This window comes from Caulobacter sp. Root1472, assembly GCF_001426985.1.
GTDB lineage: Bacteria > Pseudomonadota > Alphaproteobacteria > Caulobacterales > Caulobacteraceae > Caulobacter > Caulobacter rhizosphaerae.
Genome location: NZ_LMFX01000012.1, coordinates 16,452 through 41,647, shown reverse-complemented (window position 1 = coordinate 41,647; position 25,196 = coordinate 16,452). Strand labels below are relative to the sequence as shown.

Annotated in this window: 24 protein-coding genes and 1 tRNA gene; 15 read left to right on the top strand and 10 right to left on the bottom strand. The window is 68.7% G+C overall.

Going from position 1 to position 25,196, the window contains the following annotated elements; all coding sequences use genetic code 11:
- Positions 1–89 precede the first annotated feature (89 nt).
- Entirely contained in the window at positions 90–1,061 is a 972-nt protein-coding gene (locus tag ASD47_RS09205) for a GSCFA domain-containing protein (protein WP_056755655.1), read from the top strand.
- On the opposite strand, the gene ASD47_RS09200 is transcribed toward ASD47_RS09205, so the two are convergent.
- The gene (locus ASD47_RS09200; RefSeq protein ID WP_056754815.1) at positions 1,058–2,014 is read right to left on the bottom strand and encodes a complex I NDUFA9 subunit family protein; all 957 of its coding nucleotides are present in this window, start codon (positions 2,012–2,014) and stop codon (positions 1,058–1,060) included. The two genes, ASD47_RS09205 and ASD47_RS09200, sit on opposite strands and share 4 nt — an antisense overlap.
- A 144-nt stretch (positions 2,015–2,158) precedes the next feature.
- Between ASD47_RS09200 and ASD47_RS09195 the strand changes: the two genes are divergently transcribed.
- The 9 genes from ASD47_RS09195 to ptsN all read left to right on the top strand — a co-directional run bounded on the left by ASD47_RS09195 (position 2,159) and on the right by ptsN (position 9,004).
- Positions 2,159–2,245, top strand: a tRNA-Leu gene (locus ASD47_RS09195).
- 238 nt (positions 2,246–2,483) lie between these two features.
- Positions 2,484–3,101 (top strand): ribonuclease D, encoded by a 618-nt coding sequence (locus tag ASD47_RS09190; RefSeq protein WP_056754813.1) that lies wholly within the window; start codon positions 2,484–2,486, stop codon positions 3,099–3,101.
- Between the two features lie 10 nt (positions 3,102–3,111).
- Positions 3,112–3,768 (top strand): LPS export ABC transporter periplasmic protein LptC, encoded by a 657-nt coding sequence (gene lptC, locus ASD47_RS09185; RefSeq protein WP_056754810.1) that lies wholly within the window; start codon positions 3,112–3,114, stop codon positions 3,766–3,768.
- 17 nt (positions 3,769–3,785) lie between these two features.
- Positions 3,786–4,379: an LptA/OstA family protein gene (locus ASD47_RS09180; RefSeq protein WP_056755652.1), complete on the top strand. Its 594-nt coding sequence runs from the start codon at positions 3,786–3,788 to the stop codon at positions 4,377–4,379.
- Positions 4,380–4,397: 18 nt separating this feature from the next.
- A complete protein-coding gene (gene lptB, locus ASD47_RS09175; protein WP_056755649.1) occupies positions 4,398–5,156 on the top strand; it encodes an LPS export ABC transporter ATP-binding protein in 759 nt (252 codons plus the stop codon).
- Between the two features lie 422 nt (positions 5,157–5,578).
- Complete coding sequence (rpoN, locus tag ASD47_RS09170) at positions 5,579–7,084, top strand: RNA polymerase factor sigma-54 (protein ID WP_056754807.1); 1,506 nt, start codon at positions 5,579–5,581, stop codon at positions 7,082–7,084.
- 56 nt (positions 7,085–7,140) lie between these two features.
- Entirely contained in the window at positions 7,141–7,752 is a 612-nt protein-coding gene (locus ASD47_RS09165; RefSeq protein WP_056754804.1) for an exopolysaccharide biosynthesis protein, read from the top strand.
- Positions 7,753–7,803: 51 nt separating this feature from the next.
- A complete protein-coding gene (hpf, locus tag ASD47_RS09160; protein ID WP_056754801.1) occupies positions 7,804–8,436 on the top strand; it encodes a ribosome hibernation-promoting factor, HPF/YfiA family in 633 nt (210 codons plus the stop codon).
- A 97-nt stretch (positions 8,437–8,533) separates the two neighbouring features.
- Positions 8,534–9,004, top strand: a complete 471-nt coding sequence (ptsN, locus tag ASD47_RS09155; RefSeq protein WP_056754798.1) for a PTS IIA-like nitrogen regulatory protein PtsN — start codon at positions 8,534–8,536, stop codon at positions 9,002–9,004.
- A 24-nt stretch (positions 9,005–9,028) separates the two neighbouring features.
- On the opposite strand, the gene ASD47_RS09150 is transcribed toward ptsN, so the two are convergent.
- From ASD47_RS09150 to dapB, 8 genes are all read right to left on the bottom strand, one after another.
- A complete protein-coding gene (locus ASD47_RS09150; protein WP_156402185.1) occupies positions 9,029–9,523 on the bottom strand; it encodes a hypothetical protein in 495 nt (164 codons plus the stop codon).
- 17 nt (positions 9,524–9,540) lie between these two features.
- Positions 9,541–10,146, bottom strand: coding sequence for a peptidylprolyl isomerase (locus tag ASD47_RS09145; RefSeq protein WP_056754793.1), 606 nt, complete (start codon positions 10,144–10,146; stop codon positions 9,541–9,543).
- 232 nt (positions 10,147–10,378) lie between these two features.
- On the bottom strand, positions 10,379–10,648 hold the full coding sequence (locus ASD47_RS09140; protein ID WP_056754789.1) for a DUF1150 family protein: 270 nt from the start codon (positions 10,646–10,648) through the stop codon (positions 10,379–10,381).
- 101 nt (positions 10,649–10,749) lie between these two features.
- Complete coding sequence (locus tag ASD47_RS09135; RefSeq protein ID WP_056754787.1) at positions 10,750–11,175, bottom strand: Hsp20 family protein; 426 nt, start codon at positions 11,173–11,175, stop codon at positions 10,750–10,752.
- 269 nt (positions 11,176–11,444) lie between these two features.
- Positions 11,445–11,810 (bottom strand): YdbL family protein, encoded by a 366-nt coding sequence (locus ASD47_RS09130; RefSeq protein WP_056754784.1) that lies wholly within the window; start codon positions 11,808–11,810, stop codon positions 11,445–11,447.
- 13 nt (positions 11,811–11,823) lie between these two features.
- Entirely contained in the window at positions 11,824–12,000 is a 177-nt protein-coding gene (locus ASD47_RS26075) for a YnbE family lipoprotein (protein ID WP_081684574.1), read from the bottom strand.
- Positions 12,001–12,035: 35 nt separating this feature from the next.
- The gene (locus ASD47_RS09125) at positions 12,036–15,386 is read right to left on the bottom strand and encodes a YdbH domain-containing protein (RefSeq protein WP_156402184.1); all 3,351 of its coding nucleotides are present in this window, start codon (positions 15,384–15,386) and stop codon (positions 12,036–12,038) included.
- A 40-nt stretch (positions 15,387–15,426) separates the two neighbouring features.
- On the bottom strand, positions 15,427–16,251 hold the full coding sequence (gene dapB / locus ASD47_RS09120) for a 4-hydroxy-tetrahydrodipicolinate reductase (RefSeq protein WP_082564538.1): 825 nt from the start codon (positions 16,249–16,251) through the stop codon (positions 15,427–15,429).
- Positions 16,252–16,505: 254 nt separating this feature from the next.
- Between dapB and ASD47_RS09115 the strand changes: the two genes are divergently transcribed.
- Positions 16,506–18,794, top strand: coding sequence for an NADP-dependent malic enzyme (locus ASD47_RS09115; RefSeq protein ID WP_056754781.1), 2,289 nt, complete (start codon positions 16,506–16,508; stop codon positions 18,792–18,794).
- 13 nt (positions 18,795–18,807) lie between these two features.
- Here the strand turns inward: ASD47_RS09115 and ASD47_RS26600 are convergent, their stop codons facing one another.
- A complete protein-coding gene (locus tag ASD47_RS26600) occupies positions 18,808–19,599 on the bottom strand; it encodes a hypothetical protein (protein ID WP_156402183.1) in 792 nt (263 codons plus the stop codon).
- Positions 19,600–20,803: 1,204 nt separating this feature from the next.
- On the opposite strand from ASD47_RS26600, the gene ASD47_RS09110 reads away from it, so the two are divergent.
- From ASD47_RS09110 to trpA, 4 genes are all read left to right on the top strand, one after another.
- Positions 20,804–22,294: a sensor histidine kinase gene (locus ASD47_RS09110; protein ID WP_082564537.1), complete on the top strand. Its 1,491-nt coding sequence runs from the start codon at positions 20,804–20,806 to the stop codon at positions 22,292–22,294.
- 175 nt (positions 22,295–22,469) lie between these two features.
- Complete coding sequence (locus ASD47_RS09105; RefSeq protein WP_056754777.1) at positions 22,470–23,114, top strand: phosphoribosylanthranilate isomerase; 645 nt, start codon at positions 22,470–22,472, stop codon at positions 23,112–23,114.
- A gap of 16 nt (positions 23,115–23,130) precedes the next feature.
- Positions 23,131–24,351: a tryptophan synthase subunit beta gene (trpB, locus tag ASD47_RS09100; RefSeq protein ID WP_056754774.1), complete on the top strand. Its 1,221-nt coding sequence runs from the start codon at positions 23,131–23,133 to the stop codon at positions 24,349–24,351.
- Between the two features lie 13 nt (positions 24,352–24,364).
- On the top strand, positions 24,365–25,192 hold the full coding sequence (gene trpA / locus ASD47_RS09095) for a tryptophan synthase subunit alpha (RefSeq protein WP_056754771.1): 828 nt from the start codon (positions 24,365–24,367) through the stop codon (positions 25,190–25,192).
- Positions 25,193–25,196 lie beyond the last annotated feature (4 nt).

The window sequence follows — 25,196 nt, the reverse complement described above, 5'->3', positions numbered from 1 at the left end:
GCGCGTACAAAGCCTCTCCGAACACCGAACCGCCGTCGTCCGCCAACCCCTACAGGGGGCTTCCAGGCCATCAGTTCTGGTCGCGCGCCATGGCTGATCCGTGTTTCGCCGATATCGATCCCGTGGTCGCCAGCCGCTTTCAGATCGATACGCACGACACGGTCGCGACACTGGGCAGCTGCTTTGCCCAACATCTGGCGCGACACCTCAAGCGCAGCGGCCTGAACTATTTCGTGGCCGAGACCGGCGACCATCTCGCGCCGGCCGAGGCGGAGCGGCGGGGCTATGGCGTGTTCAGCGCCCGCTACGCCAACGTCTATACCGTCCGCCAGGCGCTGCAGCTGTTCGATCGGGCGTTCGGAAAGTTCAAGCCGAAGGACCGGGCCTGGGCCCTGGGCGACCGCTTCGTGGATCCCTTCCGCCCTCAGGTCGAGCCGGGCGGCTTCGAGTCGATCGCCGCGCTGGAGGCCGATCGCCAACGCCATCTGTCGGCGGTGCGCCGGGTTTTCAAGGAGTCCCATGTCGTCGTCTTCACCCTGGGCCTCACCGAGGCCTGGGAGGCGATCAAGGACCACGCCGTCTTTCCATCGGCGCCCGGCGTCGCCGGCGGCGTTTTCGACCCGAAGCTCTACAGGTTCGTGAACTTCGACGCGCGCTCGGTGTCCAGCGACCTGACCAAGCTTTGCCAACGCATCCGCAAGATCAATCCGCGGGTGAGGATTCTGCTCACCATCTCGCCGGTCCCCTTGATCGCCACCTATGAGGACCGGCACGTGCTGGTCTCGACGGTCGCGAGCAAGAGCATTCTGCGCGTGGCGGCCGAAGAGGTTTCACGCAGCCTGGATCACGTCACCTATTTTCCGTCGTACGAGATCATCACCGCGCCGGGGAACAACTACTTCGAGGACGACCTTCGGCAGGTGTCCGACCTGGGCGTCCGGCATGTCATGCGGATGTTCGAGCGGCACTATTTCATGCCTTCGCACAAGCCGCCGCCTCTGAAGATCACCCCGGCCGAGGCCGTGGTCTGCGACGAGGAAATCCTGGATCGCAGCGCCTAAAACGCCCCCGCCGGAACCTCCGCGTACTGGCCGCCCTTACGGTAGCGGTAGAGGTAGGACGGGACCACCGCCTCGACGGCGGTCGGGACGACGCCGGCGTCGGCCAGGCCCGGCAGGCCATGGTCGGCCACATTGTCGGTCCTCAGCGACTCGACCTGGTCCGAGGTCAGCGGGGGGGCGATCGGCGACAGGTCGCCGACATTGCCGATCAGGCTGGCCGCGAAGAACGGGATCGGGGCCAGCACGCGGTTGCGGCCGGTCTCGCGCAGGATCAGCTCCATCAGCGCCTTGAAGCTGTAGACGGTCGGGCCGCCCAGCTCGTAGGTCAGGCCCTCGGCGGCCGGGCTGGCGACCGCCTTGGCCACCACGGCGGCCACGTCGCCGACATAGACCGGCTGGAACTTGGTCTCGCCGCCGCCGATCAGCGGCAGGGCGGGAAACAGGGCGGCCATCTGGCCGAACTTGTTGAAGAACTTGTCCTCGGCGCCGAACACGGCCGACGGGCGGATCACCACCGCGCCCGGGAACACGGCGCGGACGGCTGCTTCGCCCTCGGCCTTAGTGCGCAGGTACTTCGACGACGAGTTGACGTCGGCCCCCAGGGCCGAGACCTGCACCAGGCGCGCGGCGCCGGCCGCCCGGGCCTGCTCGGCGATCGTCCGAGCGCCCATCACGTGCAGGGTCTGGAACTTCTGCCGGCCGCTTTCCCACAGGACGCCCACCAGGTTGACCACGGCTTCGGCGCCGTCGACGGCCCGGGCCACCGACGGGACGTTGCGGACATTGGCCTGCACGACCTCGATCTGGCCGACATCGCCCAGCATCCGCATGCGATAGGCCAGGTTCGGATTGCGCACCGCCACCCGCACGCGATGGCCCGCCTTGGCGAGCGCCCGTACGACCTGGCCGCCGACGAAGCCGGAGCCGCCGAACACCGTGACCAGACCTTGCATAATCAACCTCGTCCTAAACCCGTGAGCCGGGGGATAGACGACCGCGAGCCCAATCGCAACGAAATGCGCAACTAAGCGATTGACGCGGTCAAAACCTTTGCATAAACGTCCCGGCCTCGCGGCGATCCACGGATCGCTTCGCAGGCCCAGGTGGCGGAATTGGTAGACGCGCTGGCTTCAGGTGCCAGTGACTGAAAGGTCGTGGAGGTTCGAGTCCTCTCCTGGGCACCACCCCCTACCAACCTTCGAAAGAAGGTCGGGGTGGCGCCGAAAGTATCCAGGCTTCGGCCAGGCATCTGAAATTTCCAGACATTGAAGGCTCCGCAAGCTCAACCAAGGGCTGGCGATGGTCGTGACCAGCGGATAGATATCCTGTTCATCCGGCCTATAGTGTCGGCGCCCCATATTTAAGGCGTGTCGGAATTCGCAACGTCCCGTGCGACGAGACCGAGGCGCGGAGACGTTAGACTTGGCCAACTTTCTGCATGAAGGCGATCTTCCGGACGGCGCGTTCGCCGGCGCGACCGCGGTCGCGATCGATTCCGAGACCATGGGCCTGCGCCTGGGCCGCGATCCGCTGTGCGTGGTCCAGCTGTCGTCGGGCGACGGCGACGCCCACGTGGTGCGCCTGGACCGCTCGACCTATGACGCGCCCAACCTCAAGCGCCTGCTGACCGATCCGGCCGTGGTGAAGCTTTTTCACTTCGGCCGCTTCGATATCGCCATGTTCCTGTTGCACCTAGGTGTCATGACGGCGCCTGTGTACTGCACCAAGATCGCCAGCAAGCTGGCCCGCACCTATACCGACCGCCACGGCCTGAAGGACGTGACGCGCGAGCTGGTCGGCGTCGAGCTGTCGAAGGTCCAGCAGAGCTCGGACTGGGGCGCGGCCGCGCTGTCGCCCGAACAGGTGGCCTATGCGGCGTCCGACGTGCTGCATCTGCACGCCCTGCGCGAGCGTTTGGACGCCATGCTGGTCCGCGAGGGCCGCATGGCCCTGGCGAAGGCGGCGTTCGACTATCTTCCCCACCGCGCCGCCCTCGACCTGGCCGGCTGGGAAGACGTCGACATCTTCGCGCACAGCTGAAGGCCAGGGCATGACCACGCTGGAGGCGGATCGGGCGGGATACAAGCGGGACTTGCGCCGCTGGCGCGCCCGCTCGCGCCGCGTCAAGCTGGCGCGCGTGGTCCTGCCGATCGCCATGGTCGCCGTCCTGGCGACGGTCGGCGGCCAGGTGGCGTGGCGATCGTTCACCGCCGGCGACCGGCGGCCGTCCGAAAGCAAGGCGCAGATCCGCATGGTCACGCCGCGCTTCTACGGCCAGTCCAGCGACGGGCGGCCGTTCATCATCACCGCCCGCTCGGCGGTGCGCGACGAGAACGACCTCAAGCGGGTGTTCCTGGACGCCCCGACCCTGACCCTGGGCGTGGGCAGCCCCGCCCCTACCCGCTCGACCGCCGACCGCGGCGTCTATCGCGAGGACACCCTGAAGCTGCAGCTTTACGGCAATGTGCGCATGGACGACGGCGCCGGCTATCGCTTCGCCTCGGACGAGGCCCTGGTCGACACCCGCAACGGCAACACCACCGGCGAAACCGAGCTACAAGGCGAAGGTCCCACTGGACAGGTGCAATCCAACGCCTACTCCGTATATGACAAGGGCGACCGCATCATCTTCCGGGGCGGCGTCAGGACACGAATCGACCGGAAGACGGGCCAACCGATCCCGGAACAAGGGACGGCTTCCGAATAGACATGAGGACCTGGTTGATGAATCGATGGATGGCGCCGACGGCGATCGCCCTCAGCCTGTTGAGCGGCCCGGCCCTCCTGGTCGGCTTCGGGAGCGCGGCGACGGCTCAGACGACCGCCGCCGGCGGCAACAATTCCAGCGCGCCGGTGGACATCTCCGCCGACGAGCAGGAGGTCATCAACAGCCAGTGCAAGACCATCTTCCGCGGCGCGGTCGAGGTGCTGCAGGACAAGGCCCGCATGCGGGCGGCGACCATGACCGTCTACAATCGCCGCAAGACGCCGGGCAAGACCTCCTCGCCCACCGGCAACAACGACTGCGGCGACGTCGACCGCGTCGAGGCCGACGGCAATGTCTTCTACGTGACGCCCGAGCAGACGGTGCGCGGCGACCACGCCGTCTACACCTATGACAACGACACCATCGTCGTGACCGGCGACGTCGTAGCCGTTCAGGGCCAGGACGTGGCGCGCGGCGATCGCATGACGATCAAGACCAAGACCAACGACGTGAAGATGGAATCCAACGCCACGGGTCGCGGCAAGACCCGTGTGCGGGCGGTGCTCTATCCCGACCAGAACAAAGACAAGAAGCCCGCCGGCAAGCCGTAGGAACCCATGGCGTTTTCGATGCAATCCCTGGGCGTCAATCGCGACGCGGCCTCCGAAGGCCTGTTCGTCGACGCCGTCGGCAAGTCGTTCGGCGACCGTCCCGTCGTGAAGAGCGTTTCGCTGCGCCTCAAGCGCGGCGAGGTCGCGGGCCTGCTGGGCCCCAACGGCGCCGGCAAGACCACCTGCTTCTACATGATCACCGGCCTGGTCGCCGCCGACTATGGCTCGATCTATCTGGACGGCGAGGACATCACCTCCCAGCCGATGTTCCAGCGCGCCCGCATGGGCGTGGGCTACCTGCCGCAGGAAGCCTCGATCTTCCGCGGCATGACGGTCGAGCAGAACGTCATGGCCGTGGTCGAGATGCGCCAGAAGAACCAGCGCAAGGCCCGCGAGCAGGTCACCCAGATCCTGGAAGAGCTGCGCATCACCCACATCCGAAAGTCGCCCGCCGTGGCGCTGTCGGGCGGCGAGCGGCGCCGGGTGGAAATCGCCCGGGCCCTGGCCAGCGAACCGTCGTTCATGCTGCTGGACGAGCCGTTCGCCGGCATCGACCCGCTGGCGATCTCCGACATCCGCGAAGTGGTCAGCTACCTGAAGAACCGCGGCATCGGCATCCTGATCACCGACCACAACGTCCGCGAGACGCTGCAGATGGTCGATCGGGCCTCGATCATCCACGCCGGCGAGGTGCTTTTCGAAGGCTCGCCCCAGGAGATCGTCGACAATCCCGAAGTCCGCCGCGTCTATCTGGGCGACAGCTTCGACGAGCGCTGAGGCCGCCCGGGCTGGTCCTCGCCCTTCGACAGGCCCGGGATGAGGACGCTTGGCGGGGCGACGACAATCGAAAACCTCATCCTGAGCCTGTCGAAGGACGAGGTTTTCGCGCGCCTGACGCTGGATGCCGGGCCTTCCTCGACGAACCTTTCGCCAGAACTTTAATCCGTGGACAGCTTGTCGCGGCAAATTTTGACGGGCGGAGCGTTCCGGATCCCTCGTCGCACCGCCATCGGCTGCGGCCGGCCCGGAATGGACATCCTGGTTTTTCAGCAGGTTAAGCCGCCCTTGCGGGAAAAACGCCCGTCTCTCCGGACGGAGTGTCGCACTGGCCCGCTTTTTGCTGGCGTTCGCGCCCCGTTAACCAACCTGCCCCTCTTATGGCGATCAACAGATGTCGTTGATTTGCCCAGGAGGGCGCATTGGCTCTCGGCCACAGATTGGAGCTTCGGCAAGGCCAGGGTCTTGTCATCACGCCGCAGCTTCAGCAGGCGATCAAGCTGCTGCAGCTGTCGAATCTCGAGCTCGACGCCTTCGTCGAGGCCGAGCTCGAGCGCAATCCCCTGCTCCAGCGCGACGATGGTCCGGCCGAGACCGAACGCACCGTTGAAGACATCGCCGAGCGCACGCCCGAAAACCTCGGCCTGGACGCGGTGTCCGACAGCGCCGCCAGCCAACAGATGGACGCCGCGCCCGACGACGTCTCGCCCGGCGAACGCGCCACCGGCGACGGCGCCGATCCCGCAGCCGAGCAGGCTGGCGGCCAGATCGATTGGTCGCGCACCGGCGGCGGCGGCAGTTTCGAGGGCGACGGCCACTACGAAGAGGCCCTGACCCGCGCCCCGACCCTGGTCGAACACCTGACCGAGCAGCTGGCCGTGGCCGGCCTCTCCCCCGCCCAGAACGTCGTGGCCGGGGTGCTGATCGACGCGGTCGACGACGCCGGCTACCTGCGCGCCGACCTCGAGGAGGTCGCCGACCGCCTGGGCTGCGACCTGGCCTTCGTCGAGGCTGTGCTGGGCGTCCTGCAAGGCTTCGAGCCCGCCGGCGTCATGGCCCGCGACGTGCGCGAGTGCCTGGCCCTGCAGCTGAAGGACGTCAACCGCTACGACCCGTGCATGGCCGCCCTGCTGGACAATCTGGACCTGCTGGCCCGCCGCGACATGAACGCCCTGCGCAAGGCCTGCGGCGTCGACGACGAGGATCTGCGCGAGATGGTCGCCGAGATCCGCGCCCTGACCCCTCGTCCCGGCGCGGCCTTCCACGCCGACCCGCCCCAGACCCTGACGCCAGACGTCCACGTGCGCGAGACGCCCGGCGGCCTGTGGCACGTGGAGCTGAACACCGACACCCTGCCCAAGGTGCTCGTCGACCAGCGCTACCACGCCCGGGTCAGCAAGGGCGCGCGGACGGACCAGGAAAAGACCTTCGTCTCCGACAGCTTCGCCACCGCCAACTGGCTGGTCAAAAGCCTCGACCAGCGGGCCAAGACCATCCTGAAGGTCTCCAGCGAGATCGTCCGCCAGCAGGACGGCTTCCTGGCCTATGGCGTCGAGCACCTGCGGCCGCTGAACCTGAAGACCGTCGCCGACGCCATCGGCATGCACGAATCGACGGTCAGCCGGGTGACCTCCAACAAGTACATCGCCACCCCGCGCGGGGTGTTCGAGCTGAAGTATTTCTTCACCTCGGCGATCCAGGCCACCGAGGGCGGCGAGGCCCACTCGGCCGCCAGCGTCCGCCACAAGATCAAGGCCCTGGTCGAGGCCGAGCGCAGCGAGGCGGACGTCCATTCCGACGACCGCATCGTCGAGATCCTCAAGGAAGCCGGCGTCGACATCGCCCGCCGCACCGTGGCCAAGTACCGCGAGGCCCTGCGGATCCCGTCGTCGGTCGAACGCCGACGCTTGATCAAGGAAACCGCCTGACCGATGGTCCGGACGCTCGCGGTCCGCGTTGATAGACACGCGACCCAAGGCTGAGCATGAGCATCCAGAGACTATCCGACGTGATCGAAGGATTCGGCGAGGACGAGCGTCCCGTCCTGACCGTCGGCCAGATGCTCGAGCAGTTCGACAGCCGCGCCTTCGGGGCCATGCTGCTGGTGTTCGGCCTGCTGAACTGCCTTCCCCTGCCCCCGGGCTCGTCGACGATCCTCAGCCTGCCGATCCTGCTGCTGGCCCCGCAGATCGCCTGGGGGTCGGACGTCCCCTGGCTGCCGCGCAAGCTGGTCGAGCATCCCCTGAAGCGCGACGACCTGCGCGGACTGTTCCGTAGGCTGACACCGATCGTCCGGCGGATGGAGCTTGTCACCCGCCCCCGGCTGAAGATCCTGTTCGGGCCGGTCGGCGAGCGGCTGATCGGCGTGGTCTGCACCCTGCTGGCCCTGGTGCTGGTGCTGCCGATCCCGCTGGGCAACCTGGCGCCGGGGGCCACGGTGGCCGTCCTCGCCCTGGCCCTGCTGCAGCGCGACGGCCTGCTGGCCCTGCTGGGCTACCTGATGGCGGCGGTCAGCGTGGGCCTGCTGGTGCTGAGCGCGGGCGTGGTGGCGGCGGCGGTCGAACGGTTGCTGCACATGATTCCGGGACTGTTTTAAGTCGCTTTTGCGACGCTTGACACCAGGCGCGGACGGGCGCGTTGATAGGCCATGCAAGTCCAAATCTCCGGCAAGCATGTCGACGTTGGCGAGGCTCTGCGAGCGCGAGTCTCCGACGAAATCACCCTGAGCATCGGCAAGTATTTCGACCGCGGCGGCGACGCCGATGTCGTGATCAGCAAGGAGGGCTTCGCCTTCCGGGTCGATTGTTCGGTCAAGCTGGCTTCGGGCCAGCAGCTGATCAGCCATGGGTCGGGCGGTGACGCCCACGCGGCCTTCGACGCCGCCCTGGCCAAGATCGAGACGCGCATCCGCCGCTACAAGCGGCGGCTGAAGAGCCACTCGATCGCCGCCAACGCCAAGCAGGCCGAGAACGCGGCGATGTACGTGTTGCGGGCCCCCGACAGCGACGAGATCGACGACGACGACTGGACGTCGGAGGACGACCATCCGACCGGCGCCCCGTCGGCCATGATCATCGCCGAGAGCCAGGCCTCGCTGAAGACGATGACTGTTTCCATGGCGGTCATGGAACTGGACTTGACCGAGTCCCAGGCAATCGTGTTTAGGAACGCCGCCCACGACGGTTTGTCGGTGGTCTACAGGCGGCCTGACGGAAATATCGGCTGGATCGACCCCGAACGCACCAAGTCGCTGAACGGGCACGCTCCGGCCGCAAGCTGATCGAACCTCGGATCGGTCGGCGCGTTTCGGTAGGCCCCCGTCTCGACGAGAGGCGGCGACGAAGCGCGACGACCGACTGCGAGCGAGTTTCCACACCATGACCCTTGGCGATCTCCTCGAGCCCGGCGCCGTCACCCTCAGAGTCAGCGCCGCCAACAAGCGTCAGGTCCTCGGCGTGATCGCCGACGTCGCCGCCCGGGTGTTCGGCGTCGACGCCGACGAGGCGCTGGAGGGCCTGATCGAGCGCGAGAACGCCGGCTCCACCGGCGTCGGCCAGGGCGTGGCCATCCCGCACGCGCGGCTGTCCGACATCGACCGGGTCCGCGCGGTGTTCGTGCGCCTGGAGACCCCCGTGGCGTTCGGCGCGGTCGACGACAAGCCGGTCGACTTGCTGGTCGCCCTGTTCGCCCCCAAGGAGGCCGATTCCAGCCACTTGCGGGCCCTGGCCCGGGTGTCGCGGATGATGCGCCAGCCTGAGCTGCGCGAGCAACTGCGCCAGGCCCGCTCGGCCGATGCGGTGCACGTGATGCTGACCCACGCCCAGGAGAGCAAGCCGACGGCCGCCTGATCGCGTCGAGCGGCCAGCCGCCCGTCAGAACCCCGCCATGTCGTCGGCCAGCCAGGCCGCGGCGGCGGGATTTCCATACTCGCAGCCAACCAGGACCTTGCCATTCAGGACCCCTTGGCTGAGCTGGTAGGCGACGATCTTGCGCGTATCGTCTATCCGCCGCTCGGCGGGTCCATAGGGCTCGGCCTCGAGCTGGAGCCGGGCGGAGACCGCCGCCAGGGTCTGGCCTTCAACCACCATGACGATCCGGCCCGGCGAGACATAGATCGCGTCCGCGGAATGGCCCAGCGCGCTGACCGGCCTGGCCAGGCGATAGAGATTGCCCGACGGCGCGGCGAAGGCCTGGGCCGCCGATTTCATGCCGGCGTCCTCGGCGGCCAGCGCGCCCATCAGCGTGGCGACGTCGCCGTCGTCGACCTGGCAGGACACCGCGCGCGCCAGCAGGCCTTCGCGGGCCAGCGCCGTCGACGGGAGGGCGGCGGCCAGCGACACCAGGGCCGCGCACCCGACTGTTCCCAAGAAGTGCTTCATCGCCGTCAGACCCGCTTCATGCCGATGATCTTCACCGGCGGGTTCAGCATCTGGCCCTTCATGGCCGGATAGAGCGCCGGCCCGTCGGCCTTCAGGGCCAGGATCGTCTTGACCACGTCGAGGCCCCGGACCACGCCGCCGAACGCCGCGAAGCCCTGGTTGTCCCCCGCTGCGCCGGGATGGGCGTCGAGGTAGGGCTGCGGGCTGGCGCAGATGAAGAAGTCGCAGGTGGCCGTGCCGGGGGCGTTGCGGGCCATGGAGATCGTTCCGGCCCGATGCTTGATCCCGGTCAGACGGGTGCTTTCGTGGGCGATGGGGGCGAAGCGGCGCACCCGGTCGGGCGGCCCGCCCTGGATCGAGCCGGCGCCCTTGACGCCCTTGGTCTTGGAGGCGCGATAGAAGGTCCCGCCGTCGTACTTGCGGGCGTCGACATAGCGCAGGAAGTTGGCCGAGGTGATCGGGGCCTTGCCGGCCTCCAGCTCCACCACGATCGTGCCATGGTCGGTCTGGATCGCCACGCGGGGCTTGGGCGCGGCGGCCCAGGCGGGGCCCGCGATCAACAGTCCCGCCAAGCCCAGCAGGTTTCGGCGTCCGATCCCCGTCTCGCTCATTCCGTCGTCCTCGCCTTGTTGTCGGTCGAGATTCCTTACCTCGCCTCGACGGGGTGCGTCGACAAGACCGAGCGGCGCGGCCGTCCTCGTTCTTCGACACGCTCAGATGAGGACGAATTCGACGGCGGTTCAGTGGAAATCCTCATCCTGAGCCTGTCGAAGGACGAGGATTTCCACCCGCACAAGGGCGGGAACAACGGCCGCAGTTAAAATGCGGCCGACGATTAGGGTCTTAGTGCACCGACACCGGCGCCAGTTCGTGGGCGAGGGCGGCGGCGACGGCCGCGTCCTTGTCGGTCAGCACGGCCAGGCGGGCGCCGTCGGCGCGGAACACCGCGTACAGGGTCTGGTCGGGAGACAGCTCGACCTCGTCGGTCACGCCGACCGGCACGTCGGCCAGAATCTCCGCCGCCTTGATCGGGCGCACATAGACCAGGTCCGGGGCGCCCAGCGCCGCGAAGGCCTCGACGGAGAAGAACGGGGTAGCGGGGTTGGGTGTCATAAGACCACCTCCTTCGGAAGGGGAACGCTCCGTGTCGCGTCTGGGTTCAGACCGCGATCATGGGCTATCAAGCGAGGGGTTGTCGGCGGGCGATCGGGCGATCAGCCCACCGAGCGGATCGGGATGCGGCGGACCAGCCGCTCGGGCTCCGGACGGGCCAGGTCCACGTGCAGCAGGCCGTGCTCGAGCGTGGCGGCCGTGACCTCCATGCCGTCGGCCAGCACGAAGGTCCGCAGGAAGCCGCGGGCGGCGATGCCGCGATGCAGATAGGCCTTGTCGGCTTCGGGCCTGCCCTCGGTCTCGCGCCGCCCGGCCACCACCAGCTGGCCGCCTTCGACGGTGACCTGCAACTGGTCGGGCGAGAAGCCAGCCACCGCCAGGGTGATGCGCACCCCGCCGTCCTCGGCCTGCTCGACATTGTAGGGCGGATAGCTTTCGGCGGCGGCCTTGGCCGCGCGCTCGATCAGGTCTCTGGTGTGCTCGAAGCCCAGCAGGAAGGGGCTGTCGAACAGGATCGTCCGGGTCATCGCGAAGTCCTCGCTGAAGCGACTTCGTTCGCGAGGACCAGGCCCGAAGTCGGCGCCTGGGCCTCGCAACGTGACACCTAGGTGGCGACTCGCGAGGACGGGTTCAAGAGGAACCTAAGGTCCTCCCCCTGTGGGGGAGGTGTCGCCCGACGGGCGACGGAGGGGGGAGTGGTGCGGCGTAGACCGTGATCGCGACCGCCGGCGCAAACTCCCCCCACCGACCTTCGGCCGCCTCCCCCACAGGGGGAGGAACAGCCTTGGCCGTTCGCCTACTTCTTCGTCCAGCCGCCGTTCAGCGGCTTCCAGTATTGGCCAGGGGCCAGGCGGCCGTAGAGCTGCTTGGCGGTGGCCTGACCGGCAGCCTCGGCGGTGACGCCGGTCTTGGCGGCGGTGTCCTTGTAGACGGCCGCGCGGCCGGCGTTGATTTCGGCCACGGCGGCCCGGAGGGCGGCGTCGCCGCCCGAGACCACGCCCAGGAAGCCGTCGGCCTGTTCGCCCACGACGCCCGCGGCCTTGCCGGCGTCGACGGCGGCCTTGGCGGCGGCCGACTGGGCCAGGGCGGGAAGGGCCACGAAGCTCACGGCCGCGCCCAGCGAGGCGGCCAGGGCCAGGACCGTCATAGTCTTGCGGATCATGTCGGTTCCTCTCTTAGAACAGGTTGGGGTTTTGCTGGATCGCGGACTGGACTTCCTTGTCCAGTTGCACGCGCACATTGGCGTCCAGCTTGGCGTAGATGTTGATCGGGTCGACCTTCACCCGCACCGTCGGTGTGCACGCCGCAAGGGCGCCCACCGCGAGGAGGGGAAGGATCAGGGCGCGCTTCATGGCGGGTCTCTCCAGTTCTCGGGGAATGTGCGGCTTCAAGGCTGAACCGTGCCTGAACGCGGCGGCGGGGTTGGCGTAAGCTGAGGCGTAGGCGGCGTAGGCGGCGTAGGCGGCGTAGGCGGTATAGGCGGTGTAGGCGCGGACGGAGTCGCCGCCGAGGCCGCGGCCGCACGGGCCTGGGCTTCCTCCCAGGCGCGCTTGGCCGCGGCGATCAGCTCGTCGAAGTTCAGCGACGTATCCAGGGTCAGGTCGACGGGCGTCTTGGCGGGCAGGGGGATGCGGCGCTGGAAGGCGCTGCCGTTCAAGAGCTCCATCAGCCCGATCCGGGCCTTTTCGGCCACCTTGGGATCGTGCTCGCCCTTGATGTGGAACAGCACGCCCAGCCGACCCTTGTCGGTGCTGTTGACCCCGGCCTCCAGCGTCTCGAAATGCAGGTTCTCCATCGCCTGGTAGGCGAAGTCCTGGATGGCGTTGACCGGCACGGCCTTGGGCGCGGTCAGCGGGTCGGCCGGATCGACCGTTCCCTGGCCCGCCTCCACCCCGGTCAGGGCCTCGCGGGCGATCGACAGGCGGCCGGGGCCGGTGGCGTAGACCTTGCCGTCGACGAAGCGGAAGCCGGCCGGACCCGCCTCGAACGGCAGCCGGCCGTCGACGATCGCCTCGATCTTGACCTTGTCGGACAGGGACGAGCCGGCGACCAGCTGGCCCAGGTCCAGGCCGGCGATATTGACCACGCCCTTCATCGCGCCCTTGCCGTCCAGCGGCACGTCGAACGGCTCGATGCTGATCTTGCCCTGCGACGCCTCGAAGGTGGTGGTCTCCAGGTGCAGGGCCTCGGCGCCGAGGCCGAAGCTGGCCCGGATCGACTGGATCGGCACCACCGCGTCGATGGTGTCGATGGTCACGACCTGGCCGGGCGGGGCGGTCAGCGGGGCCAGGCTGTCGAAGACGATCTCGCCCTTCAGCCGGTGGGCCGGGCCCAGCGGGCTCTTGAAATCCAGGCCTGGGGTCGAGGCCCGGCCCTGGCTGGTCATGATCTCGTCATGCCACGCGAACTGGCCGGTGAAGGCGACCGGGCCCTCGGCGTCGCGGGCGACCACGGCCAGGGGCGTCAGGTCCAGCGGCTGCAGCCCGCCCTTGGCGAAGGCCAGGGTCGAGGCGTCGATATCGGCCTGGCCCCGGCCGCTGGCCACGTCGTGGCGGATCGTCACCCGGCCCAGCGGGCGGCCGGACAGGGTCTTGCCGTCCAGGGCGCCGGTCCACTGGCCGCGGGCCAGGTCGACCTCGCCGGTCGCGGCGATCGTCTCGAAGCGCTTGCCCTCGGTCGAGGCCTCGACCACACGGCCGCCGGTGACCTTGACCTGGGCGGCGTCGAAGCCGCGCCCGCCGCCGACGAAGCTGGCCTCGACCCCCTCCAGCCGGGCCTGGGCGACATTGACCATGGCCGCCCCGTCGCGGATCAGGGCCGAGGCGCGCCACAGCCCGCCGCTGGCCGTGACCAGGGGCTGGGCGGTCGGACACAGCTTGAACGTCACGTCGCTGATCGGCGGCTCGCCCATGGCGATGGCCTTGGCGGTCATCGGCGTGCAGCCGTTCAGCCGGATGCTCAGCCCGCCGCCGGCCAGCTGGGCGCGGCCGGCCAGGGTTCCGCCGACGCCGATGAACGGCGGCACGTCCACGGCCCCGGCCACGATCACGTCGCTGGTCAGGCCCGCGGCGTTCGCGCGCCAGGTCGGAACCTTCAGGGTCAGGTCAGGCAGGCCGCCGCCGCCCAGGGCGACCGCCGCCCGGCCGTCGGCCGTTCCGGCCCGCGCCGCCACCAGCGGACCGCCCGGCGCGTCCAGCGTGACCTTGGCGCCGCTGGCGGCGGTCAGGGCGATGGGACGGGGCAGGGACAGGATCGTCTGGCCGCCGGTCATCCCCAGCTTCAGGGCCGGCGCGCTCAGCGTGAACCGCGACAGGGCCCGGGCGGCGGCCTTGGCGTAGTCGGGATTGGGCAGGGCCAGGGCCACGCGCTGGGCGTCCGGCCCGGTCATGGCCCCGTCGGCGTCGGCCTGGGCGTCCAGGGCCAGGGCGATCCCGTCGGTCCCGGCCGAGAACCGGCCCTTGCCGTCGGCGGCCAGGCCGGACAGCACGACCCCGCCCATCGCCGCCCGGCCGCTGCCCAGCGCCGCCGACAGCGGTCCGCTGACCGAGCTTCTGGTCTTGTCGGCGACCATCGTCAGGCTGGAGGACTGGAGCTCGAGCACGGTGTGCGACAGGGCCGCCCCGCCCGCCACGGCCCGGTCGGCGTTGGCGGTCAGGCGGGTGCGGGCCGAGCCGCGCAGGCCGGTCGGGTCGTAGGTCAGGGCCAGTTTGGCCAGGTCGAGGTCGGCGACCACGTCGCGGCTGTCCAGACCCTGAGCCGTCAGCCGCTCGCCGCGCGCGTGCAGGGTGGTCTTGCCGGTCAGGCCGCCGCGCCGCGCGTCGCCGCTCAGCAGGCCCGACACCGCCAGGTTGGCCTCCAGCCCGCCCAGGCTGGCGCCCTCGACCTCGGCCCCGCGGGCGGTCAGGGCCAGGCGCGCCTCGGCCGGACCGACCATCGACAGCGACTTGAGGTCCGGATAGGTCAGGTCGGCCTGCAGGGTCCCCTGCGCCTCGGTCAGGTCCAGCTGGCCGGCGCTGAAGGTTTTCAGGCCCAGCTGGACGTCGACCGTCAGCCGGTCGCCGCGCTTGCGGGCCTTGACCAGGGCGCCGTCGGCCTCGAACGACAGGGCCGGCGTCGCATAGCGCATGGCCGCCAGCCGGCCGTCGAAACGCACCAGCTTGCCGTCGTCCAGGCTGGCGTCGCCGGTCAGGCGGGCCGGGCCGCCGGGGGTGCGCAGCAGCACCCGGGCGTCCTCGATCAGCACCGCCGGACCCGGGGCGGCCGGTTCGGCCGGCGACCGCAGCGCCCGGTCGATCAGCGGCTGCAGGGTCCCGAAGTTCAGGCCGTTCTGGTCCAGCCGGGCGTTGACCCGCGGCCGCACCAGCCGCACGGCCCGGGTGTTGAGCGCGAACTTGCCGCCGGTCCATGGGGAAGCCAGGTCATAGGCCACCTCGATCCGCTCGGCCGAGAACACCGGAGCGTTCTTGGGTCCCAGGCGAATGGCGCCGGCGAAGCCGGTGGCGTCCAGGTCGTCCAGGTCGACGCTGGCCTCGATGCCCTGGTCGTTCAGCCAGGCCAGGGCCAGCTCGCGGCTGATCTCGCGGCGGCCGGCATAGGCGCAGAAGCCCACGGCGATGAACGCCAGGGCCGCCAGGCTCATGGCCTCCAGGCCGACGTCGACCAGCGCCGCGCGGCGGAACCGCGACGGGGAGGACGGCTTGGCGTCGGTTTGGGGCTCTGGCGGTGCGGTCTCGGCCATCGGGGGGCACAATGCCGCAAGCTGCGGCGATTGTTAGGCCTTAGTTTTCGAAACCCAGCACATCCTGCATGTCGTAGAGCCCGGGCGGCCTTCCCTTGACCCACAGGGCGGCGGCGACCGCCCCCCGCGCGAACAGCCCCCGGTCGGTGGCCGAGTGCGACAGGGTCAGCACCTCCTCCTCGCCGGCGAAGATCACGCTGTGCTCGCCGATGATCCCGCCGCCGCGCACCACCGAGAAGCCGATGGCCCCCGCCTTGCGCGGGCCGGTCATGCCGTCGCGGCCGCGGTCGGCGACCTGGCCCAGGCCCACGCCGCGCCCGTCGGCGGCCGCCTGGCCCAGCATCAGGGCCGTGCCGGACGGGGCGTCGATCTTGCGCCTGTGGTGGGCCTCGTACACCTCGACGTCCCAGTCGGCGGCGGGCAGGGCGGCCGCGGCCTGGCGGACCAGGCCCATCAGCATGTTGACCCCCAGCGAATAGTTGCCGGATTTGACGATGGCGAGCCTGGTCGCCGCCGCGGCGATGCGGGCGTTCTGCTCGTCGGAAAAGCCGGTTGAGCCGATGACCAGGGCCGGGCCGCCGCCGTCCTTGTCGGCCAGGGCCGCCGCCGCCTCCACCAGGGCCACCGAGGCCTCGGGAACGGTGAAGTCGATGACCACCTCGGCGGCCGCCAGGGCCGCGTCGCGGTCGACCAGGCCCTCGACGACACCGCCCGGACGATCAAACCGCGCCACGACCACCGCGTCGGTCCGCCCGTCCAGCGTCCGGGCCAGGGCCTGGCCCATCCGCCCCAGCGCGCCGGCCAGGGCGATGGTAACGGTACCTTCCGAAGCGCCGGGCGCGGCGGCTAAGTCGTTCTGGCTCAAGGCGATCTCCCGGGCGTCGTGCGGCCGGTAGTCTCCCGACCCGCCCCCTCAGGTCAAGGAAAACAGCGGCCCGATGACAACGCTGGACAGGCCTAATCCCAAGCGGAACAAGCGTTTGCGGCCGGAAACTTCCCCAGCGCGAGGTTGTGACGACCCCGCCCGGCCGCTACGGTGCCCGCCCATAAGGGCGCGCCGCATCGATCGGCGCCTCCACATCGTGTGACTGGCAGGACAGCAGACAGGGGAAACGCGCCATGAGCGACGCGGAAAAGAAGACCTTCACGGACGAGGAAGCGTTGAACTTCCACCGCTATCCCACGCCCGGGAAGATCGGCGTCGTCGCCACCAAGCCGATGGCCACCCAGCGCGACCTGTCCCTGGCCTATTCCCCCGGCGTCGCCGTGCCGGTCCACGCCATCGCCAAGGACCCGGACGCCGCCTACGACTACACCTCCAAGGGCAACCTGGTGGCGGTGATCTCCAACGGCACCGCGATCCTGGGCCTCGGCGACCTGGGGGCCCTGGCCTCCAAGCCGGTGATGGAGGGCAAGTCGGTGCTGTTCAAGCGCTTCGGCGACGTCGACTCCATCGACATCGAGATCAGCTCCAAGGACGCCGACGAGATCATCACCGTCGTCAAGAACATCGGCGTCACCTTCGGCGGCATCAATCTGGAGGACATCAAGAGCCCCGAATGCTTCCGCATCGAGACCGAGCTGCAGGAGCTGCTCGACATCCCGGTGTTCCACGACGACCAGCACGGCACGGCGATCATCTGCGCCGCCGGCCTGATCAACGCCTGCCACATCACCGGCAAGCAGATCCAGGACGTCAAGGTGGTGCTGAACGGCCCCGGCGCGGCCGGCATCGCCTCGATGGAGCTGATCAAGGCCATGGGCGTGCGGCCGGAGAACGTGATCGCCGTCGACAGCAAGGGCGTGCTCTACCAGGGCCGCACCGAGGGCATGAACCAGTGGAAGAGCGCCCACGCGGTCGACACCCCGCTGCGCACCCTGGCTGAAGCCGTCAAGGGCGCCGACGTGCTGCTGGGCCTCTCCGCCAAGGGCGCCTTCACGCCCGAAATGATCGCCAGCATGGCCCCCAATCCGGTGATCTTCGCCATGGCCAACCCCGATCCGGAGATCACCCCGGAAGAGGTGCACAAGGTCCGCAAGGACGCCATCATGGGCACCGGCCGCAGCGACTATCCCAACCAGGTCAACAACGTCCTGGGCTTTCCCTACATCTTCCGCGGCGCCCTGGACGTGCGGGCCCGGCGGGTCAATCACGAGATGAAGATCGCCTGCGCCAACGCCCTGGCCATGCTGGCCCGCGAGGACGTGCCCGACGAGGTCGCCGCCGCCTATCACGGCCGCCAGCTGAAGTTCGGCCCGCAATACATCATCCCCTCGGCCTTCGACCCGCGGCTGATCTGGTACGTGCCGCCGTTCGTGGCCCAGGCGGCCATGGACACCGGCGTCGCCCGCCGGCCGATCGCCGACATGGACGCCTATCGCGCCAGCCTGGCCCAGCGCCTGGACCCCACCGCCGGCTTCCTGCAGAAGATCAGCGGCGCCGTCCTGGCCAACCCCAAGACCATCGTCTTCGCCGAGGGCGAGGACCCGTCGGTGATCCGCGCCGCCTACGCCTACCAGACCGGCGGCTTCGGCAAGGCCATCCTCTGCGGCCGCGAGAACCTGGTGCACGAGAACATGCGCGTCGTCGGCCTGGACCCCGCCACCGCGGGCCTGGAGATCCACAACGCCCGGCTCAGCGACCGCAACCCCGACTATGTCGACTATCTGTACAAGCGCCTGCAGCGCCAGGGCTACCTGAAGCGCGACGTCCAGCGGCTGATCAACCAGGACCGCAACAGCTTCGCCGCCTCGATGGTCACCCTGGGCGAGGCCGACGGCATGGTCACCGGCGTCACCCGCAGCTTCGACCAGGCCCTGGAGGAGGTGCTGCGCGTCGTCGACCCGGCCCCGGGCGGGCGGATCATGGGCATGTCCGTCGTCCTGGCCAAGGGCCGCACCGTGTTCGTGGCCGACACCAACGTCACCGAGCTGCCCGACGCCGACGAGCTGGTCGAGATCGCCTGCGAGGCCGCCCGCGCCGTCAAGCGCCTGGGCTTCAAGCCGCGCGTGGCCTTCATGAGCTATTCCACCTTCGGCAACCCGATGGGCGAGCGCTCCGACAAGGTGCGCGAGGCCGTGGCCATGCTCGACGAGATGGACGTCGACTTCGAATACGAGGGCGAGATGCCGCCCGAACTGGCCCTGGACCCGGAAAAGCGCGCCAACTACCCGTTCATGCGCCTGACCGACAGCGCCAACATCCTGGTCATGCCGGCCATCCACTCGGCCTCGATCGCCACCAAGCTGGTGCAGTCGCTGGGCGGGGCGACGGTGATCGGACCGGTGCTGCTGGGCTTGGGCAAGCCGGTGCAGATCGCGCCGTTGAGCGCGTCGGTGTCGAAGATTCTGAACATGGCGATGATGGCGGCGTACGAGGGGGCGGGGGATCTGTCGGCGGCGGAGTAGGGGGCTTGACCGATTAGCGTTGCCTTTGAGGCACGGTCGATGACGCCAGGAGCTCGAGCATTTGGCCCATTTGCGTTGCAGTTCTAACGAACTCCGAGGCGTCTGTCGCCCCTATAGATAGATTTGCGTTATGTGCGACTTCGTTTCTCAATGAATTTAGCTGCTTAATAGAGTCAAACATAGTAAGTGGAATTATCCCTCTATCTGCGAGTCTTGCCAATCTATTTTCGACACCTGTTGACAGATTTGTTGGAAACTTTACCACGAATAGTTTATTTAAAGAAACTTCCAACTTACTCCACGCGGAAATAATCCTTTCGCGTGGATTCATTTTATATATGTTTCCTGAATACTCGATTTGCTCGCTTATATTTTCAACTATCCGGCGAAGTTCGTCGATTTCTCTTTTCGAAGGTAAGCCAGTTTCGCTTTCCACATCCACCGTTCCATTGACCGTGACTTCATCAACGTAGCCTTCAGTGACTACGTCATCAGGACGTTCTTCAACGTCACTTCCAGTGTATGCTTCATTATCTTGGATCTTATCCAGCACTTTTTCTGCAATATTCGGAATTTGACGCTGCAACGTGTCTATTTTGTCGCCGAATTCTACCTTCGTACCTGCCACATCAGCAGACTGCAGTCGCCCAAGTAACGCACTTATTTCCTTTTTGAACGCTAAAGCTATGACGATCAAAGCTATTGGCCAGGCAAAGGCGATCAGAACATCGCTTATAGATTTTGCTATCTTCACCCAATTTTCAAAATTGGTTGGCCCTTCTGGCGACCCAAGCTTCAATTCCATTGCCATTTCCGTCGCCCCCTGTGGGTCTCAACAATGAGTCGCCCTGAAACCCTTGGTGGAATGGAGCTCTGGGGTCTGACCGTGTCAAGGATCGCCCCAAGGGGCGCTCTAGGGCGACCGCGTCGCGGGGGCTCGGAGAGCCCTCCTTGACACGGTCAGACCCCAGAGCAGGCTCGCCACCATGGATTTCAGGGCGCGGCCTGGCCGCCGGGGCGGTCCGGCCGGGCGAGGGGTTCCCTTTCAACCGTCTTTCCGGGCCTTGTGCCCGGGACCCCTGGTTCAGCTGACGGTGAAGCGCCTTGGCGCGCCGGCGCGCCACACCCCCGCACCTGCGGCGGACGGAGAGGTCCCGGGCCTTGTGCCCGGGATGACGGGGTTAGGGGGATCAAGCGGCGTAGATCCCCGTCGGCGGCGAGAAAAACACTAACGACCCCAACGCCTTGCGAAAAAGCGAGCGTCACAAGTCCTCGGCGCTCAAACCGCCGGTATCCTGATCTCACCTCGTCGCGTGGAAAGGGCGCATGGCCAGCGACCGATGCGGCGGCGGGGGGCGATCGAGCGGGAAGCTCCGTCGGCGGTCCTTTTGGACCAAACCTCGCGTCTCTGGAGCCGGTCGNNCTGATTGAGCAACAGGCGGGCGGTGACGCGCTCGCGGTCCGGGACCGGGGTTCGTTGACCTGGCCCGCCCGCCGGAGGCTTCAAGGCGGCGAGGCCCCAACAGGGTTCAGCGCCGCGGGCTTCCGGATAACGACCGCGCGGAGCGATCGGGCTTCGTCGAAACGGTATTCATTTTCAAACTCCGGACGATGTCCGGCGCTCCGCGTAACGACCGCGCGGAGCGATCGGGCTTCGTCGAAACGGTATTCATTTTCAAACTCCGGACGATGTCCGGCGCTCCGCGTCCCTTTCCATCAGCTCAGCGGCCAGCCGCGTGAGGCGGCAAAGCCGTGCGTCCAAGATCCTCCCCCTGTGGGGGAGGTGTCGGCGAAGCCGACGGTGGGGGGAGTGATCGGCCGATGGCCCGTTCTACGATCGACGACCCCAAAACGCCCCCCACCGATCGCTGCGCGATCGCCTCCCCCACAGGGGGAGGGGCGTGGATCCACCGCGAAATCAATCGACTGCGCGGGATTGCCCCATCGACAGGCGCTGCAACCTGAGCAAGATGGCGCGCCCGCACGAACGAGCCGAGCAAAGGAGCGCGATGGCCGCGCGATCGCCGACCGAGATTGAGGACGCCGCCAAGAACGCCCCGGAGGACGCGCTGTCCCTGGCGGCGGCGCCCCCGGCTTCGCCCAGCGTGACCACGGCCCTGAAACACGCGCCGATGGGCATCGCCATCTTCGACGACCAGATGCGCTACCTGGCCGCCTCGCGCCAGTACCTGACCGACCAGGGCATGTCGCCCGACACCCCGCTGCTGGGCCGCCGCCACTACGACGTCTTCCCCGAGATCCCGCAGTTCTGGCGCGACAAGCACGCCCTGGTCCTGGCCGAAGGGGTCGAGCTGCGCGAGGACGAGGGCGACCGCTATGTCGACGGCGAGGGCCGCGTGCACTGGGTGCGCTGGTCGATGGCCCCCTGGCGCACCGACGACGGCCGGATCGGCGGGCTAGTGCTCTATACCGAAATGGTCACCGCCGCCGTGGAGGCCCGCCGCCGGCTGCAGGCGGCCGAGGCCCGCTACCGGGCGCTGTTCGACCAGGCGGCCATGGGGGTGGCCCGGGTGTCGGGCAGCGGCCGGTTCCTGGAGGTCAACGACCGGTTCTGCGCCATCACCCGCCGCGACCGCGAGACCCTGCTGGCCTCGACCTTCATGGACATCGCGCCGGGCGAGGACAATGTCGCCACCGTGGTCACCCAGGGCCTGGCCCTGCTGACCGGCGAGATCGACACCTATGCGCTGGAGCGGCGGGTCGAGGGCCGCGACGGGCCGGTCTGGGTGCACGTCACCGCCTCGCGGGTCGATCCCGGCGACGGGCGGCCCTACCTGGTGGTGATCATCTCCGACATCACCGCCCGCAAGCAGGTCGAGGCCGAGCAGCAGCACTACCAGGGCCAGCTGCGGCTGCTGATCAACGAGCTGAACCACCGGGTGAAGAACACCCTGGCCACCGTGCAGTCGATGGCCAGCCAGACCCTGAAGACCGAGGCCGACCCGCTGACGGCGTTCGAGAAGTTCGAGTCGCGGCTGCTGGGCCTGTCGCAGGTGCATGACGTGCTGACCCGCGAGAGCTGGCACGGGGCCGGGCTGCGCGACGTGGCCGAGCGGGCTCTGGCGCCGTTCGTGCCGCCCGAGGCGCCCGAGCGGCTGGCGGTCGAGGGGCCGCCGGTCTGGCTGGCGCCGGGCGGGGCCCTGACCATGGCCCTGATCTTCCACGAACTGGCGACCAACGCGCTGAAGTACGGCGCCTTGTCCAGCCGCGAGCGGGGCGGCGGCGAAGGCCGGGTGGTGCTGGCCTGGACCTACGACGCGGCGACCCGCGACCTGGCCCTGACCTGGACCGAGACCGGCGGCCCGCCCGTCGTCCCGCCCCGCCGCCGCGGCTTCGGCTCGCGCCTGATCGAACGCAGCCTGCGCGGCGAGCTGAAGGGCGCGGCGACCATGGACTACCGCCCCGAAGGCCTGGTCTGCACCATGCGCGCCACCCTGTCGGACCCGGTGGAGGCGGCGGGACCGCTGGGCGCGGGCTGACCCAAAGATCCTCCCCCCGTGGGGGAGGTGTCGGCGCAGCCGACGGAGGGGGGCGTGGTCGGAAGACGGCCGGATCCAGGATCGACGGCTCCAACACTCCCCCCACCGGCCTTCGGCCGCCTCCCCCACGGGGGAGGACCTTGCATGGGCGGCCGCGACGCCGTACCTCCCCCCCATGACCACCCAGGCCAAGATCTGCGGGCTGTCCACGGCCGAGAGCGTCGCCGCCGCCGTCGCCGGCGGAGCGGCCTATGTCGGCTTCGTCTTCTTCGCCAAAAGCCCGCGCAACCTCGAGCCCGAGGCCGCCGCCCGGCTGGCCGCGCCGCTGCGCCAGGGCCCGGTCAGGACCGTGGCCGTCACCGTCGATCCCGACGACGCCCTGGTCAACCGGCTGATGGCCACGTTGAAGCCCGACCTGATCCAGGTGCACGGCAAGGAGACCCCGTCCCGGGTCCGCGAGATCGCCGCCCGCTCCGGCGCCGGGGTGATCAAGGCCTTCTCGATCTCGTCGGCCGCCGACGTCGACCAGGCCCGGGCCTTCGACGGCGTCGCCGAGCACCTGATGTTCGACGCCAGACCCGTGGAAGGATCGGCCCTGCCCGGCGGCACCGGCGCAAGGTTCGACTGGAGCCTGCTGGAAGGCCGGCGCTTTTCTCGCCCGCATTTCCTGGCCGGAGGGCTGGATCCGTGGAACGTCGCCGAGGCCGTCCGGGCCTCCGGCGCCCCGCTGGTGGACGTTTCCTCTGGCGTCGAGCGGGGTCCCGGCCTAAAGGACCCGGCTCTGATCACGGCGTTCCTGGACGCCGTCAAACGCGCCTGACGTCTGGAAGAGTCCCGTGAACGCTTCGGTGAAACCTAACGACTGGTCCGCCTATCCGGACGCCAAGGGCCGCTTCGGCGACTATGGCGGCCTCTACGTGGCCGAGACCCTGATGCCGCTCGTGCTCGAGCTGGACCGCGCCTACACCGAGGCCAAGAACGATCCCAGCTTCCAGAAAGAGCTGGCCGGCTACCTGACCCACTATGTGGGCCGCCCCTCGCCGCTCTATTTCGCCGAGCGCCTGAGCCGCCATCTCGGCGGGGCCAAGATCTACTTCAAGCGCGAGGAGCTGAACCACACCGGCGCGCACAAGATCAACAACTGCATGGGCCAGATCCTGCTGGCCCAGCGCATGGGCAAGACCCGGATCATCGCCGAGACCGGCGCGGGCCAGCACGGCGTGGCCTCGGCCACCGTCACCGCCCGCTTCGGCCTGCCCTGCGTCGTCTACATGGGCGCCGTCGACGTGGCCCGGCAGAAGCCCAACGTCTTCCGCATGAACCTGCTGGGCGCGGAAGTCCGCCCGGTGACCTCGGGGGCGGCGACCCTGAAGGACGCCATGAACGAGGCCATGCGCGACTGGGTCACCAACGTGGCCGACACCTATTACATGATCGGCACCGCCGCCGGCCCGCATCCCTATCCGGCCATGGTCCGCGACTTCCAGGCGGTGATCGGCAATGAGACCCGCGAGCAGATCCAGGACCTGGAAGGCCGGCTGCCCGACGCGGTCGTGGCCTGCGTGGGCGGCGGCTCGAACGCCATCGGCATGTTCCACCCCTTCCTGGCCGACGAGAGCGTCAAGATCTACGGCGTCGAGGCCTCGGGCCACGGCCTGGAGACCGACAAGCACGCCGCCTCCCTGACCGGCGGCCGCCCGGGCGTTCTGCACGGCAACAAGACCTACCTGCTGCAGGACGACGACGGCCAGATCCTGGACGCCCACTCGATCTCGGCGGGCCTGGACTATCCGGGCATCGGGCCGGAGCACTCGTTCCTGCACGACGTCGGCCGGGCCCAATACCTGACCTGCACCGACGACGAGGCGCTGAAGGCCTTCCAGCTGTGCGCCGAACTCGAGGGCATCATCCCGGCCCTGGAAAGCGCCCACGCCCTGGCCAAGCTGCCGCAGCTGGCCAGGGAGATCGGCGAGGGCGGGGTGATCGTGCTGTGCCTGTCGGGCCGGGGCGACAAGGACATCTTCACCGTGGCCGACGCCCTCGGGCGGACGATCTAGGGCTAGAGCGACTTTGACCAAAGACCGTATCGACCGCCGGTTCGCGGCGCTGAAGGCCGAGAACCGGGCCGGCTTCGTCTCCTACGTGATGGCCGGGGATCCCGACGCCGCCACGGCGCTGGCGATCCTGGAGGGCCTGCCGGCCGCCGGGGCCGACATCATCGAGTTGGGCTTCCCGTTCTCGGACCCGATGGCCGAGGGCCCGACCATCCAGCGCGCCAGCCAGCGCGCCCTGGCCCAGAAGATGACCCTGAACGGCACGCTAGACCTGGTCCGCGCCTTCCGCCAGGGCGACGACGACACCCCGCTGATCCTGATGGGCTACCTGAACCCGCTGGTGAACAAGGGCTTCGAGACCTTCGCCCGCGAGGCCGCCCAGGCCGGGGTGGACGGCCTGATCGTCGTCGACTGCCCGCCGGAGGAAGCCGACCCGCTGGCCGACGCCCTGGAAGCCCACGGCGTCTCGCTGATCCGCCTGGCCGCCCCCACCACCGACGACGCGCGCCTGCCGGCCGTGGTCCGCCGCACCTCGGGCTTCCTCTATTACGTGTCGGTGGCCGGGGTGACCGGCGTCAAGTCGGCCGACGCCGGCGACGTGGCCCCGGCCGTGGCCCGGCTGCGGGCGGCCTCGGGCCTGCCGGTGGCCGTCGGCTTCGGCATCCGCACCCCCGAGCAGGCGGCCGCCGTCGCCCGGATCGCCGACGCCGCTGTGGTCGGCTCGGCCCTGGTGGATGAAATCGAATCCGCGGCCAAGGTGAACGAAAACGTGACCGAGAAGGTTCTTCTCAAGGCGTCGGAGCTGGCTAAGGCTGTGCGGTCGGCGCGACTCGAAATGGCGTGAGGCT